Raw genomic sequence first — 13,366 nt, 5'->3', positions numbered from 1 at the left:
CGCCTTCAAACGAGGAGGCGGACATGCGGCGCATCAGCCTGGCGATTTTAGCTGCTGCCGGCATGCTTTCTTGCGCGCCTGCCTTCGCCGGCACCAAGCTGACCGTGCATGTGCGCAGCTACGACGTCACCGGCAGGACCGGGGCTGAACTGATCGAGGCGATGGATGGCCTCGGGCCGAGGCACGGCCATGCCACGCGCGCCATCGCCGAGACCGGCTATACCGTGCATTGGAACCTCGACGTGAAACGGGACAACGGCATCTGTCGGCTGCGTCAGGCCACCGGCATGATCGACCTGACCTACACCTTTCCGCGCCTCACATCGCCGTCCGGCCCGGTCCTGCGCGAGCGCTGGGACCGTTTCATGGCCGGCGTGCGCCAGCATGAGCATACCCATGGCCGCATCGCCAAGCAGATGATGCGGGCAACCGAGACGGCGCTTGCCGGGCTCGAGCGGCCGGATAACTGGTTCTGCACAGGTCTTCGCTGGGACGCCAGGCATCGCATCGACACGATCTATGCCGACTACGAGGCCAGGCAGAATGCCTTCGACGCGCGCGAGCACCGCGACGGCGGCCATGTCGAGAAACTGGTCAATGCATTGATGGGGAAGAACTGAAACTTCAGCCCGTTCGCCTACCAAGCGGACGTCAGCTGCGCGGCTTGGCCGGCGCGTCGTTCGCCGCCAGCGCCGATTTGTGCTCGTCCTCGGGCGCGTTGCTGTCGGTCGGCAGCGTGAATTCGACCAGGACCGGCAAATGGTCGGAGCCGATGTCCTCCAGCCGGGCCGATGACAGGATCGTCACCCCGCCCTTGCTGAACACCTGGTCGATCGGCAGGCCCGCATAGCGGCGCAGAAAGTCAGGCAGCGTGCGGTGGATCCAGGTCGGACCGGCCGAAGGCATCAGAGTCATACCGCTCATTCGCGCCACCCGCCGCACCGCCGCGCTCCACGGCACGGCATTGCAGTCGCCGGCCATGATGGCGGTCTCGCCGAGCGCGGCCAGCGGTTGCGCCAGTTCGCCGATCTGCCAGTATTGCTCCTTCGGCCACGGCCAGCTGAGATGGATCGCGGCGACATTGACCGGAATGCCGCCGAAATCGATCATGGCGGTGGCCATCGCGCCGCGCGGCTCGCAACGCGGGGCGATGCCGGCGGCAAAGGGACGGCGCGAGAGCAGCGCGACGCCGAAAATGCCGTTGGGGTAGTCGCACAGGATACGATAGGGGTAGGCGCCGGCGATATAGCTGAGCTCCTTCGCCCACATGCCGGACACTTCGTCGAGCGTGATGACGTCTGGGTTGGTCCTGCCGATCAGCGACAGCACCTTCTTCGGTGTCGGGTTGTTGAAGCGCAGGTTCATCTGCAACAGGCTGTAGGTGATCCGGTCGGCCGGCTTTGCGACCGCCTGCTGCGCCGACAATCTGGGCAGCGCGCCCGTCGTCGTAGCGAAGCAGGCGATGGCGAAGACCAGCACGGCGACAGCCTGCAGCCGGTAGGGACCGGCCAGCAGGGCCAGCGCGAGCAAGGCCGTCAGCAGGCTCAGATGCATGCGGAAATGCGAGAAGGAATCGAAGGCCGGATGCAGCGCGCCGAAGAACCCGGCCAAGAGCGCAGCCGAGCATGCCATCATCGCCAGGACTATCAGCTGAGCCATCATGCTCAAGCGCGCACCGCCCGTTGTCATGTTCTCCGAAGCCCCAGTCTTCCGTTCGGACCGGTTATCGGCCAAATTGCGGCCCAAGCAAGACGACCGATTGCCTCGCCGGTCGCTGGCAGGCGTGCGGTTATTGGAATGCCGTTTCGGAAAAGCTTCTGAGCTTGCGCGAATGCAGCCGCTCCATCGGCATTTCGGCCAGCTTCTCCATCGCCTTGATGCCGATGGTGAGATGCTGCGCCACCTGTCGCTTGTAGAACTCGGTCGCCATGCCGGGCAGCTTCAGCTCGCCATGCAGCGGCTTGTCGGAAACGCACAGCAGCGTCCCGTAAGGCACGCGGAAGCGGAAGCCGTTGGCGGCGATGGTGGCCGATTCCATGTCGAGCGCGATGGCCCGGGACTGCGACAGGCGCTGCACCGGTCCACGCTGGTCGCGCAGCTCCCAGTTGCGGTTGTCGATGGTGGCGACGGTGCCGGTGCGCATGATGCGCTTGAGGTCGTAGCCCGACAGGCCGGTCACTTCGGCGACCGCCTCCTGCAGCGCCACCTGGATTTCGGCCAGCGGCGGGATCGGCACCCAGACCGGCAGGTCGTCGTCGAGCACATGGTCCTCGCGGACATAGGCATGCGCCAGCACATAGTCGCCCAACGCCTGTGTGTTGCGCAGCCCGGCGCAGTGGCCAAGCATCACCCAGGCATGCGGCCTCAGCACCGCTATATGGTCGGTGATGGTCTTGGCGTTGGACGGGCCGACGCCGATATTGACCATGGTGATGCCGCCATGGCCCGGCTTCTTCAGGTGGTAGGCCGGCATCTGCGGCAGGCGGTGCGGCGGCGTTCCTTCGCTCGGCGAGCCGGCCCCCGCCTTGGTCACGACATTGCCCGGTTCGACGAATTCACTGTAGCCGCCTCCACCACTCTCCATCAGTTCGCGGGCGCGCGCCACGAATTCGTCGATGTAGAACTGGTAATTGGTGAACAGCACGAAGTTCTGGAAGTGCTGCGGACTGGTCGCCGTGTAGTGCGTCATGCGGTGCAGCGAATAATCGATGCGCTGCGCGGTGAAAGGCGCCAGCGGCCGCGGCTCGCCGAACGCCACCTCGAAGGTGCCGTTGGCGATCTGGTCGTCGGTGCCGTCGAGATCGGGCACGTCGAACAGGTCGCGGATCGGTCGCTTGATGCGCTCGGCGGCGGCGCCGTCGACATAGGTGCCTTCCAGGAAGGCGAAATGCAGCGGGATGGGTGTCGTCGATTCCGAGACCGTCACCGTCACGCCGTGATTGCGCATGATGAGCCGGAGCTGCTCGATGAGATAGTTCTCGAACAGTTGCGGCTGCGTGATCGTGGTGGCGAAATGGCCGGGCGTCGGCATATGGCCATAGGCCTGGCGCGAGTCGACCTGGCTGAACGAGGTCGTGGTGACGCCGATCTGCGGATAGAAGGCCCGGTAGCGCTTGCTTTCATCTCCGCCCGCGGCAAGGGCTGAGAAAGAATCGCGCAGGAATTTGGTGTTGCGGTCGTAGAGCGTCTGCAGCGCCGCGACGGCCTTTCTGGCATCGTGGAAGTCCTGCTTGCCGAAGGGCTCCGGCATGACGACCGAGTCGATGGCTTGGGGGTAGATTCGCTTTTCCATGGCTCAATATAGAGATTTGGAAGAGCGGTTGGGAGGGGTGAGCGGACAGGAACCGCAACCCAGCTGGAGATTTTTGTTATCGCTCCAATTCAAGGTGTGACCTGATTCAGGTCAGGCCGAGTCGAGAAAGGTGGATTCCGAGAACCGGAGCGCAGCGTACTTTTCGTACTTGAGCACCGGAAGCGCAGGAAGCCGCGTTTCGCAGGCTAGCCTCACCTGAATATCGTCACACCTACCCCCGCTGCAGGCTGATCAGCAACACGAAGCCTACGCTGGTGTTCTTGTGCGGCGGCGCCTCGATCCTATGGCTTGTATCGGCCCGCATCATCGGCACCGCCAGCACCGGGGCTGCCAGCAGTATCAGGATAAGCATCGCCCGCGGCAGCAGCCGGAGGATCTTCGTTGCATTGTCGGCGATGCGGTTCATTTCGGTGGTGTCCCGGTTTTCAGCTTGGTCGATTTTAAGCTCTGTCGTTTCAGCGCTCGATTTGGTTCACGAGGCCGACAATGCGGGCACCGGCCGTTCCCAAGGGCGGGCCGAATGACCGGCCTCCGCCACCAGGATGGCGAAGAGCATGCCGAACAGGCTCATCAGCAGGCAAACGATGGTGAAGCGACGGGCAAGCATTTCTCTCTCCTTCAATGCGGGAGAAAATGCCTGACGGCCTCTGAACCGGTTCTGAGACCGGTATTCATCTGCGGTTCAAATTGATTGACGAGGGTCTTGCACGGTGCCGGTGCCACAGCGCGGCGGAGCGCTGTCGCTGCAATAGAAAACGGGGCCGCGTAGAGCAATTCCAGGAAAAGTGTGAGCGGTTTTCCGTTCGGGATTGCGTCACACAAGGAAATAGGGCGTTTCACCGTTCCGCAAAAACGGTGAAACGCCCCTTGGCCGTCTCGTATGGTCTGGAGTTTGGCGCTTAGAGCTTGTGCCAGGTCTGGCTCTTGCAGATCAGGCCGCCGAGCACGCAGCCGCTCATCTTGAGCGCGGTGCCCGAGAGCGTCGCCTTGCCGGAATAGGTCTTGTCGTTTGCCGGGTCGGTGATGCTGCCAGCATATTTGTTGTCGCCGGCCGCCTTCAGCGAGCCGATCGTCTTGCCGGCGTATTTGCCGGTCTTGAGCGTGATCGAGAAAGAACCGCTCCCGCCGATCGCCGCGGTGTCGCCGGCCTGCGTCTTCCAGTTGCCTTCGATCGGGTCAGCGCATGCGGCGCCCGCCATGATCAAGGTGGCCGCCAGGGCCAGAGTCAGCTTTCGAAACATCTTGTCCACCTCCCTATAGGGTTGCGGCGGGCTCCAGTCCGCCTTCCTGCCCCTTACGCAAAGGTAAAGCTAATCCAGCCGCCGCCAAAACGAAAGCGGTGCCGCGACGGAAGGTTGCAAGGATTTTCGCCGCGCGGCCGACTGAAAATAAACGCGACCGAAAAACGCTTCGGTTTCCGTGGTTAGCGAAGTCTTGATTCTGCCGCCGGCAATTTTCATCGAATTTGACGCAAAATGGCTGAAACGCTGGATTCCCATGCTTAACGGTTTTCCGCGTTTACCTCTTGTTTTAGCTTTGTTTTCCTCAAATTAAGCAAGCCATTTAACGACGGATTCAAGGCCAGCCGTCATCCTCGAAAGCATCGAAAGAGCGGCTCGCCCCGAGGGATACCAAGGGAAAAGGAGGCAGCTCTCGGGAGCCAGACAGGGGATTGAAATGGCACGCTTTGAAATGCTTGAAGACGGCTTCGGCGCCATGGGGGCAACTGCCCAGGCCGACATTCTTTTCGAACTGGGCATGATGTATGCGACGGGGCGCGATTGCGAGACCGATGTCGTTGCCGCCCACAAATGGTTCAACATCGCCGCGATCAAGGGCTCGGCCCGCGCCGCCGAGCTGCGCTCGGAACTGTCGGCCACCATGTCGAAAGTCGAGATCGCCACGGCGCTGCGCGAAGCCCGCGAATGGATGACGATGCACTGATCCTCAGCGCGCAGCGCTCAGAAGCTCATCGGGACAAGGCCGCGAAAAGACGGCCGGTCAAGAAGAACGAGAACATGGCGGGTTGAGACAACCGAAGCCACGCAAAAAACAGGGAAGCGAGCGGGTTTCAGGCGCGGGGGCGTCTGGGGAGCTCGACTGCAAAGCCGTGACCGACCGAAACAAGGTCGGCGCGGCTTTTTGCATTACGCCTGGTAATCAGGCGCGTGGCCCAAGAAATCCTCGTCGGAATGAACCAAATCCGGCCTCACTGTCCTCTCGACAGTTTCGGCGAAGGGTGAAATTGTCCCGGCTCTGTGGAAGAAGCGCGGCCGGATCGGCACGCGCAAGTGGAGGAGTTCTTATAGTCATGAAAAAATTGGGTATTTTGAGCGCGGCCGCTTTTGGCCTGATGATGAGCGCCCCGGTTGCCTTCGCCGACGACATCACCATTTCGGTGGTCGGCCCCATGACCGGCCAGCTCGCCACCATCGGTGACCAGTTCAAGCAGGGCGCGCAGGCCGCCGCCGACGCGATCAATGCGGCTGGCGGCGTCAACGGCTCCCAGATCAAGCTCGACATCGAAGACGACCAGTGCGATCCCAAGCAGGCGGTCTCGGTCGCCAACCGCATCGTCGCCAACGGCGTCAAGTTCGTCGATGGCCATGCCTGCTCGGGCTCCAGCATTCCGGCCTCGGCCGTCTATGCCGAAGCCGGCACGCTGATGATGAGCCCCGCCTCGTCCAATCCGGTGCTGACCGACGCCGCCGCCAAGGCCGGCTGGCCGACCATCATGCGCCTCTACACGCGTGACGACGCGCAGGGCGCCTTCATCGGCCCCTGGATCGCCAAGAAATACGCCGGCAAGAACGTCGTCGTCCTGCACGACAAGAGCGCCTACGGCCAGGGCGTTGCCGACGCCGTGAAGGCGACGATGAATGCCGGCGGTCTCAAGGAAGTCGACTATGAAGGCATCAATGCCGGTGAGAAGGACTATTCGGCCCTCGTCACCAAGCTGAAGGAACTGAAGGCCGACGTCGTCTATTTCGGCGGCTATCACCCCGAGGCGGGTCTGATCCTGCGTCAGGCGGCCGAGCAGAACGTCAAGTTCCAGCTGATCATGCCGGACTCGATCGCTTCGCCGGAATTCTGGCAGGTTGCCGGCCCGGCCGGTGAAGGCACGATGTTTGTCTTCCCGTCGGACCCGCAGGCCAAGCCCGAAGCGAAGGACGCGGTCGCCAAGATCAAGGCCGGCGGCTTCACGCCCGAAGGCTTCACGCTGTTCTCCTATGCGGTGATCCAGGCTGTGGCCGAAGGCGTCAAGCGCGCCGGCACCGACGATCCGGCCAAGGTCGCTGAGGCGCTCAAGGACGGCAAGCCGATCAGCACCGTGGTCGGCGACGTCATCTTCGACGAGAAGGGCGATCTGAAGAACGCCAGCTACGACATCAACCAATGGCACGACGGCAAATACGCGCCGATCAAGCCGTAATCGGTTCTGCAAGAATCAAGGGAATGGCCGGGACGAGCCCGGCCATTTCCGTTTGTGCTGCGGCATTGACGTGCAGGGGAGGTTGTCCCGCCATACCTAATTATTTTTGTCTCTTTAACGAGACAATCGAACAGCCGCTTCAGCCCTGCCCATTCTCCGCAAACCGCACCAGCACCGTGCCGTCGCTGACCTGCGCGCCCTCGGCCGCGATCTCGGCGATCACGCCGTCATGCGGGGCGGCGATCATGTGCTCCATCTTCATCGCTTCGAGGATCAGAAGCGGCTGGCCCTTGATCACGGCATCGCCGGCCGCGGCGCGCACCAGCTTGACCAGCCCCGGCATCGGCGCGCGCAGGCTGCCTGAGGCAGCTCCCGCCTCGTCGGCCTTGGCGAGCGGATCGGGGACCGTGAACGTATAGCCGACCGCGCCCTCGAAGACGGTGACATGGCCTGGCCAGCGGGCCGCATGCGGCATGGTCCTCAAATCATGCGTGTTCACCGCGTCGTGCGGTGCCTCCAGCGCCACCTGGAACCGGCCGTCCGAGCGTGCCGAAACCCGCGCCAGGATGTTCTCCTCGCCATAGCGCAAGCGGGTGCGGCGCGAGAGCGGGTGGAAATGGGCATAGCTGGAAAGCGTGGACCAGGGATCGGCGGCGGAAGTGGGCACGGCGGTATCCGCCGCCGCCAGCGCCGCGGCAGCGATCGTCTCGTCGCTCGGCGGGGCAATGGCGGTGAGCGCCGCCTGGTGCCGGCCGATCAGCCCGGTATCGAGATCGCCGGCAGCGAAATCGGCGTCGGCAGCGAGCGCCGCCAGGAAGGCGGTGTTGACGGTCGAGCCGGCCACTTCCGTCCGCGCCAGCATCTCGCGCAGCGTGCCGAGCGCCGAAGCCCGATCCTTGCCGTGCGCTACCAGCTTCGCGATCATCGGATCATAGAAGGGAGAGATCGCATCGCCGGCGCGCACGCCGGTCTCGATGCGTATCGCGGCACCTTCCGGCGCCGCGTCGGGGAATTTGAGATGATGCAGCGTGCCGGTCGCCGGCAGGAACCCTCTCGCTGCGTCCTCGGCATAGAGGCGGGCCTCGAAAGCGTGGCCGGACAAAGCGATCTCATTCTGCATCTTCGGCAGCGTTTCGCCGGACGCGACGCGAAGCTGCCATTCGACGAGATCGACGCCGGTGACCATCTCGGTGACGGGGTGCTCGACCTGCAGTCGGGTGTTCATCTCCATGAACCAGAAGCGGTCGGCCTTGAGCCCCTGAGAGGCGTCGACGATGAACTCGATCGTGCCGGCGCCCGAATAATTGATTGCCTTGGCGGCCTTCACGGCCGCCTCCGTCATCGCCTTGCGCAGCGCCGGCGTCATGCCGGGGGCGGGCGCCTCCTCGATCACCTTCTGGTGGCGGCGTTGCGCCGAGCAGTCGCGTTCGAAAAGATGCACGACGTTGCCGAAATTATCGCCGAACACCTGCACTTCGATGTGACGCGGCTTGTCGACATATTTTTCCACCAGCACGCGATCGTCGCCGAAAGCCGCCTTTGCCTCGCGACGCGCGCTGGAAAGCGCCTCCGAGAAATCGTCGGGATGGTCGACGCGCCGCATGCCCTTGCCGCCGCCGCCGGCGCGCGCCTTGATCAGCACCGGGTAGCCGATCTCGCGCGCCTTGGACGCAAGCAGCACGATTTCCTGCGCTTCGCCGTGATAACCCGGCACCACCGGCACGCCGGCCTTTTCCATCAGCCGCTTGGCGGCGTCCTTTAATCCCATGGCGCGGATCGAGGCGGCGGAAGGACCGATGAAGACAAGGCCTGCCGCCGTCGCCTGATCGACGAAATCGGGGTTTTCCGACAGGAAGCCGTAGCCGGGATGGATGGCCTCGGCGCCGGTGGCGAGCGCCGCCGCCACGATCCTGTCGCCGCGCAGATAGCTTTGGCCGACGGGCGAGGGGCCGATATGCACCGCCTCGTCGGCCATCTCGACATGGAGCGCGCGGGCATCCGCGTCCGAATAGACGGCGACGGTGCGCACACCGAGCCTGCGGGCGGTTCGGATGACGCGACAGGCGATCTCGCCGCGATTGGCGATCAGGATCTTGCCGAACATGGAGCCTCCGCAGCCGGGGTGTGTCTCGGGCGACGACGGCATACCTTCGCGCCCCCCTCTGTCCTGCCGGACATCTCCCCCACTAGGGGGGAGATTGGCAGCTTTGGCGCAGCCGCTCTCTTTTCAACGATAGTGATTGGCGAAAGCCGTCGTGACGTCCGATCTCCCCCCAAGAGGGGGAGATGTCCGGCAGGACAGAGGGGGGCGCTGTCCCGCCAGCCTCTCCAGCTGATCATCTGAATTTGCCTGTACTGAGCCTTTTGCTCCAAGATCAGCTCTCCCCAATGGCCGCAACGGCCTGCCGATATAGCTCCGCCGTCTGCTCGTCGAAGCAGCAGAAAGTAACCGTATCCGGCAGCGCATTTTGCCCCAGGAAGGCGCTTACGGCACCAACAGCGATCTCCGTCGCCTGGTCTTTCGGATAGCCGTAGATGCCGGTCGAGATCGCCGGGAAAGCGATGGTTCGACAATCATGGCCGAGCGCGAGTTCGAGCGAGCGCCGGTAGCAGGAGGCGAGCAGCTCGGCTTCGCCCTGGCCGCCGCCTCGCCAGACCGGACCGACCGTGTGGATGACATAGCGCGCCGGCAGCCGATAGCCCTTGGTCAGCTTGGCGTCGCCGGTCTTGCAGCCGTGAAGCGTGCGGCACTCGGCGAGCAGCTCCGGCCCAGCCGCGCGATGGATGGCGCCGTCGACGCCGCCGCCGCCCAGCAGCGAGGAATTGGCGGCATTGACGATGGCGTCGACCGCGAGCCTGGTTATATCGCCGGTGTGGACACGGATCCTGTCGCCGAGAGCACTCATCGTCACATCCTGAACACGCCGAATTTCGTCGCCTCTATTCCGGCATTGAGCGCCGCCGAAAGGCTGAGCGCCAGCACGTCGCGGGTCCTGGCCGGATCGATGATGCCGTCGTCCCAGAGCCTGGCCGAGGAATAGAGCGGGTGACCCTCATGCTCGTATTTCATCAGGATCGGCTTCCTGAATTTCGCCTCCTCCTCGGCGCTCCATTCACCGCCCTTACGCTCGATGCCCTCGCGCTTGACCATGGCGAGCACCGTGGCCGCCTGCTCGCCACCCATCACCGAGATGCGCGCGTTCGGCCACATCCACAGGAAGCGGGGCGAATAGGCGCGGCCGCACATGCCGTAATTGCCGGCGCCGAACGAGCCGCCGATGATCACCGTGAGCTTCGGCACCCTTGCGGTGGCGACCGCCATCACCAGCTTGGCGCCGTCCTTGGCGATGCCGCCGGCCTCGTATTTTCGGCCGACCATGAAGCCGGTGATGTTCTGCAGGAAGACCAACGGAATGCCGCGCTGGCAACAGAGCTCGATGAAATGCGCCCCCTTCAGCGCGCTTTCGGAAAACAGCACGCCGTTGTTGCCGAGGATGCCGACCGGCATGCCGTGCAGATGGGCAAAGCCGGTAACCAACGTCGCGCCGTAGTTCTGCTTGAACTCGTCGAACTCCGAGCCGTCGACCAGCCGGGCAATCACCTCGCGCACGTCATAAGGCTGGCGCAGGTCCGTCGGCACGATGCCGTAAAGTTCGCTCGGATCATGAAGCGGCGGCACCGGTTTCTGCAGATTGAGGTTTAGAGCCTTGTTCCGATTCAGATTCTTGACGATGCGCCGGCAAATAGCCAAGGCGTGCTCGTCGTCCATCGCATAGTGGTCGGCGACCCCCGAGAGCCTGGTGTGGACATCGGCGCCGCCGAGCTCCTCGGCGCTGACATCTTCTCCGGTGGCGGCCTTCACCAGCGGCGGGCCGCCGAGAAAAATGGTCGCCTGGTTGCGCACCATGATCGTCTCGTCCGACATCGCCGGCACATAGGCGCCGCCCGCCGTGCAGGAACCCATGACGCAGGCGATCTGCGGGATGCCGGCGGCCGACATATTGGCTTGGTTATAAAAGATGCGGCCGAAATGCTCGCGGTCGGGAAACACCTCGTCCTGGTTGGGCAGGTTGGCGCCGCCGCTGTCGACCAGATAGACGCAAGGCAAGTTGTTCTGCAGCGCGATCTCCTGCGCCCTGAGATGCTTCTTCACCGTCAGCGGATAGTAAGTGCCGCCCTTCACCGTGGCGTCGTTGACGACGACCATCACCTCCGTGCCCTCGACGCGGCCGACGCCGGTGATGATGCCGGCCGACGCGATGTCCTCGCCATACATCGACCATGCCGCGAACTGCCCGACCTCGAGGAAGGGCGAGCCGGTGTCGAGCAGTTGCGCCAGCCGCTCGCGCGGCAACAGCTTGCCGCGTGAGACGTGGCGTTCGCGGGCTTCGTCCGAGCCGCCGCGCTCGACGCTTGCCGCCTTCTCGGCGATGTCGGCGACCAGCGCCCGCATGCGCTCCGCATTGGCGCGAAAGGTGTCGGAGGAGGGGGAAATTTGAGTTTGCAGTGTGGCCACGGTCGATTCCTATTGCTCTGCCACGATTTGCAGCGTGCCGTTTCGCCGCTCGAAGATATATTCAGACAGAAGGTCGGGTTCGCTTCGAAAAACATTAGCGATCAATACGTGGGCTATCTGCACCGCCCTCGGCAAACGCTTGTCGAACACAATAATCGCGTCGCGTTGCGGAATGGCTATGACGACGCCCTCGGGGAATTGGGGTTCGAGCAGAGCCCAGAATTTGTCAGTCAGGAGAAGGGCGGGCGAGATCGCTTCGTCACCTTCGACGCTGAAGATGGATATCCCTTCGCGAATTCTCTCCTGTTTTACCTTGGACATCTGCCTATCGATGTTTGCGAGAGCAAGTTGGCGAAGTTGTGCGAGGGAACGTCCTCCGACATCAGACTTGGGCACGCTGCGAAGGGAATCTTCATCGTCGATCTGGTAGAGGACGACAACGTCACCAGCGAGATCCTCATAGACGGGATCCTTTTCGGGCACCGCGCCGCCTTTGAAAGCATCGAGATGCTCGCGAGGGCGAATGTTCGCTATCACGTGATCAGCGTCGAAGCCTGTGTTGGTGCCGGCAAAGACAAGAACGTTCAAGAATCGCTGGATTTCGGACTCGATATCCTCGGAGGGTAGTTCGCGAAGGCGACCCAACAAATTGGTGACGTCGACCTCGAGATTCTGATCCTTACCTGAGAGCACTGTCGTTACATGCAGACGAGCTGGATCGATAGGGTCGGGAGCAACCGCTTTGACACGACTGTCAGTCTTCACGCGAGATCACTTCGGTTCGCAGCGCATCCGCATCCTTGAACAACGGCGTGCCGGAATGCGCTGTCGCGACGAATGCCAGGAGCAAAATCGAAATGACAATCGCGCCCACAATTCGTTCGAGATCCAGTGGCAGCCTTGGCATTTTAAAAGCTCACGCCCCCTCCGCCATGATCTCGCGCCCGATCAGCCAGCGGCGGATCTCGCTGGTGCCGGCGCCGATCTCGTAGAGCTTGGCGTCGCGCAGCAGCCGGCCCGTCGGATAGTCGTTGATGTAGCCGTTGCCGCCGAGCAGCTGGATGGCGTCGAGCGCCATCTGCGTCGCTTTCTCGGCGGCGAACAGCACGCAGCCGGCGGCGTCCTTGCGCGAGGTCTCGCCGCGGTCGCAGGCGGCCGCCACCGCATAGACGTAGGCCCGCGCGGCGTTCATCGTCGAGTACATGTCGGCAAGCTTGCCCTGCACCAGCTGGAAGGTGCCGATCGGCTGGCCGAACTGCTTGCGCTCTTGCACGTAGGGCACAGCGACGTCGAGGCAGGCCGCCATCAGCCCGATCGGGCCCCCGGACAGCACCGCGCGCTCGTAGTCGAGCCCCGACATCAGCACCTCGACGCCGCGCCCTTCCTCATGCAGCACGTTCTCGAACGGCACCTCGACATCCTCAAACACAAGCTCGCCGGTGTTGGAGCCGCGCATGCCGAGCTTGTCGAGTTTTTGTGCCACCGAAAAGCCGGCCATCGTCTTCTCGACGATGAAAGCCGTGATGCCGCGCGCATGGCGTTCCGGATCGGTCTTGGCATAGACCACCATCGTCCCGGCGTCCGGGCCATTGGTGATCCACATTTTCGAGCCGTTGAGCACGTAGCGGTCGTTGCGCTTTTCGGCGCGCAGGCGAAGCGACACCACGTCCGAGCCGGCGCCTGGTTCCGACATCGCCAACGCGCCGACCGTCTCGCCCGAGCAAAGGGCAGGCAGATACTTCTCCTTCTGCGCCGGCGTGGCCCAGCGGTTGATCTGGTTAACGCAGAGGTTCGAGTGCGCGCCGTAGGAGAGGCCGACCGAGGCGGACGCGCGCGAAATCTCCTCCATCGCGACGACATGCGCGAGATAGCCCATGCCGCTGCCGCCGAAGTCTGGATCGGCGGTGATGCCGAGCAGGCCGAGCGCGCCGAGCTCGCCCCAAAGATGCGCGGGAAATTCGTTGCAACGGTCGATCTCGGCCGCGATCGGCGCGATCCTGTCCTGGGCGAAGCGCCTCACCGTGTCGCGCAGCGCCTCGATGTCGCTATCAAGTCCGAAGTTCAGCGTATTCGTGTACATGCCGTTCCTCCCTGCGCCGGTCTT

Annotated in this window: 15 protein-coding genes; 3 read left to right on the top strand and 12 right to left on the bottom strand. The window is 63.5% G+C overall.

Annotated elements, in window-relative coordinates:
• The first annotated feature begins 23 nt into the window (after positions 1-23).
• On the top strand, positions 24-620 hold the full coding sequence (locus LB552_RS14815; RefSeq protein ID WP_224607603.1) for a DUF922 domain-containing protein: 597 nt from the start codon (positions 24-26) through the stop codon (positions 618-620).
• 31 nt (positions 621-651) lie between these two features.
• Here the strand turns inward: LB552_RS14815 and LB552_RS14810 are convergent, their stop codons facing one another.
• The 6 genes from LB552_RS14810 to LB552_RS14790 form a co-directional block, all read right to left on the bottom strand.
• Positions 652-1,662, bottom strand: coding sequence for an endonuclease/exonuclease/phosphatase family protein (locus LB552_RS14810; protein WP_224607600.1), 1,011 nt, complete (start codon positions 1,660-1,662; stop codon positions 652-654).
• 127 nt (positions 1,663-1,789) lie between these two features.
• Complete coding sequence (locus LB552_RS14805) at positions 1,790-3,250, bottom strand: AMP nucleosidase (protein WP_224607706.1); 1,461 nt, start codon at positions 3,248-3,250, stop codon at positions 1,790-1,792.
• Positions 3,251-3,524: 274 nt separating this feature from the next.
• Complete coding sequence (locus LB552_RS14800) at positions 3,525-3,719, bottom strand: hypothetical protein (protein ID WP_224607597.1); 195 nt, start codon at positions 3,717-3,719, stop codon at positions 3,525-3,527.
• A gap of 66 nt (positions 3,720-3,785) precedes the next feature.
• The gene (locus LB552_RS29635; protein ID WP_263481629.1) at positions 3,786-3,920 is read right to left on the bottom strand and encodes a hypothetical protein; all 135 of its coding nucleotides are present in this window, start codon (positions 3,918-3,920) and stop codon (positions 3,786-3,788) included.
• A gap of 292 nt (positions 3,921-4,212) precedes the next feature.
• Positions 4,213-4,554 carry a DUF2147 domain-containing protein gene (locus LB552_RS14795; protein ID WP_095766909.1) on the bottom strand — a complete coding sequence of 114 codons (342 nt, stop codon included), beginning with the start codon at positions 4,552-4,554 and terminating at the stop codon, positions 4,213-4,215.
• Positions 4,555-4,623: 69 nt separating this feature from the next.
• Positions 4,624-4,812 (bottom strand): hypothetical protein, encoded by a 189-nt coding sequence (locus LB552_RS14790; protein ID WP_224607594.1) that lies wholly within the window; start codon positions 4,810-4,812, stop codon positions 4,624-4,626.
• 178 nt (positions 4,813-4,990) lie between these two features.
• Here LB552_RS14790 and LB552_RS14785 point away from each other — a divergent pair, with 178 nt between their 5' ends.
• Positions 4,991-5,257: a sel1 repeat family protein gene (locus LB552_RS14785; protein WP_027164869.1), complete on the top strand. Its 267-nt coding sequence runs from the start codon at positions 4,991-4,993 to the stop codon at positions 5,255-5,257.
• A gap of 367 nt (positions 5,258-5,624) precedes the next feature.
• Entirely contained in the window at positions 5,625-6,746 is a 1,122-nt protein-coding gene (locus LB552_RS14780) for an ABC transporter substrate-binding protein (RefSeq protein WP_095766910.1), read from the top strand.
• A 139-nt stretch (positions 6,747-6,885) separates the two neighbouring features.
• Here the strand turns inward: LB552_RS14780 and LB552_RS14775 are convergent, their stop codons facing one another.
• The 6 genes from LB552_RS14775 to LB552_RS14750 all read right to left on the bottom strand — a co-directional run bounded on the left by LB552_RS14775 (position 6,886) and on the right by LB552_RS14750 (position 13,342).
• On the bottom strand, positions 6,886-8,850 hold the full coding sequence (locus LB552_RS14775) for an acetyl/propionyl/methylcrotonyl-CoA carboxylase subunit alpha (protein WP_224607591.1): 1,965 nt from the start codon (positions 8,848-8,850) through the stop codon (positions 6,886-6,888).
• A gap of 271 nt (positions 8,851-9,121) precedes the next feature.
• Positions 9,122-9,652 carry an O-acetyl-ADP-ribose deacetylase gene (locus LB552_RS14770; protein ID WP_224607588.1) on the bottom strand — a complete coding sequence of 177 codons (531 nt, stop codon included), beginning with the start codon at positions 9,650-9,652 and terminating at the stop codon, positions 9,122-9,124.
• A 2-nt stretch (positions 9,653-9,654) separates the two neighbouring features.
• The gene (locus LB552_RS14765; protein WP_224607585.1) at positions 9,655-11,262 is read right to left on the bottom strand and encodes a carboxyl transferase domain-containing protein; all 1,608 of its coding nucleotides are present in this window, start codon (positions 11,260-11,262) and stop codon (positions 9,655-9,657) included.
• Positions 11,263-11,271: 9 nt separating this feature from the next.
• The gene (locus LB552_RS14760) at positions 11,272-12,027 is read right to left on the bottom strand and encodes a hypothetical protein (RefSeq protein ID WP_224607582.1); all 756 of its coding nucleotides are present in this window, start codon (positions 12,025-12,027) and stop codon (positions 11,272-11,274) included.
• Positions 12,017-12,169, bottom strand: a complete 153-nt coding sequence (locus LB552_RS14755) for a hypothetical protein (protein ID WP_224607579.1) — start codon at positions 12,167-12,169, stop codon at positions 12,017-12,019. Before LB552_RS14755 ends, LB552_RS14760 begins: the two co-directional genes overlap by 11 nt.
• A 9-nt stretch (positions 12,170-12,178) precedes the next feature.
• Complete coding sequence (locus LB552_RS14750; protein ID WP_224607576.1) at positions 12,179-13,342, bottom strand: isovaleryl-CoA dehydrogenase; 1,164 nt, start codon at positions 13,340-13,342, stop codon at positions 12,179-12,181.
• Between the last annotated feature and the right edge of the window lie 24 nt (positions 13,343-13,366).

Source organism: Mesorhizobium sp. CA7 (assembly GCF_020165015.1).
In the GTDB taxonomy this organism is placed as follows: domain Bacteria; phylum Pseudomonadota; class Alphaproteobacteria; order Rhizobiales; family Rhizobiaceae; genus Mesorhizobium.
Note: the sequence above shows the minus strand (reverse complement) of the source record. Positions and strands in the feature narration are given on the sequence as shown.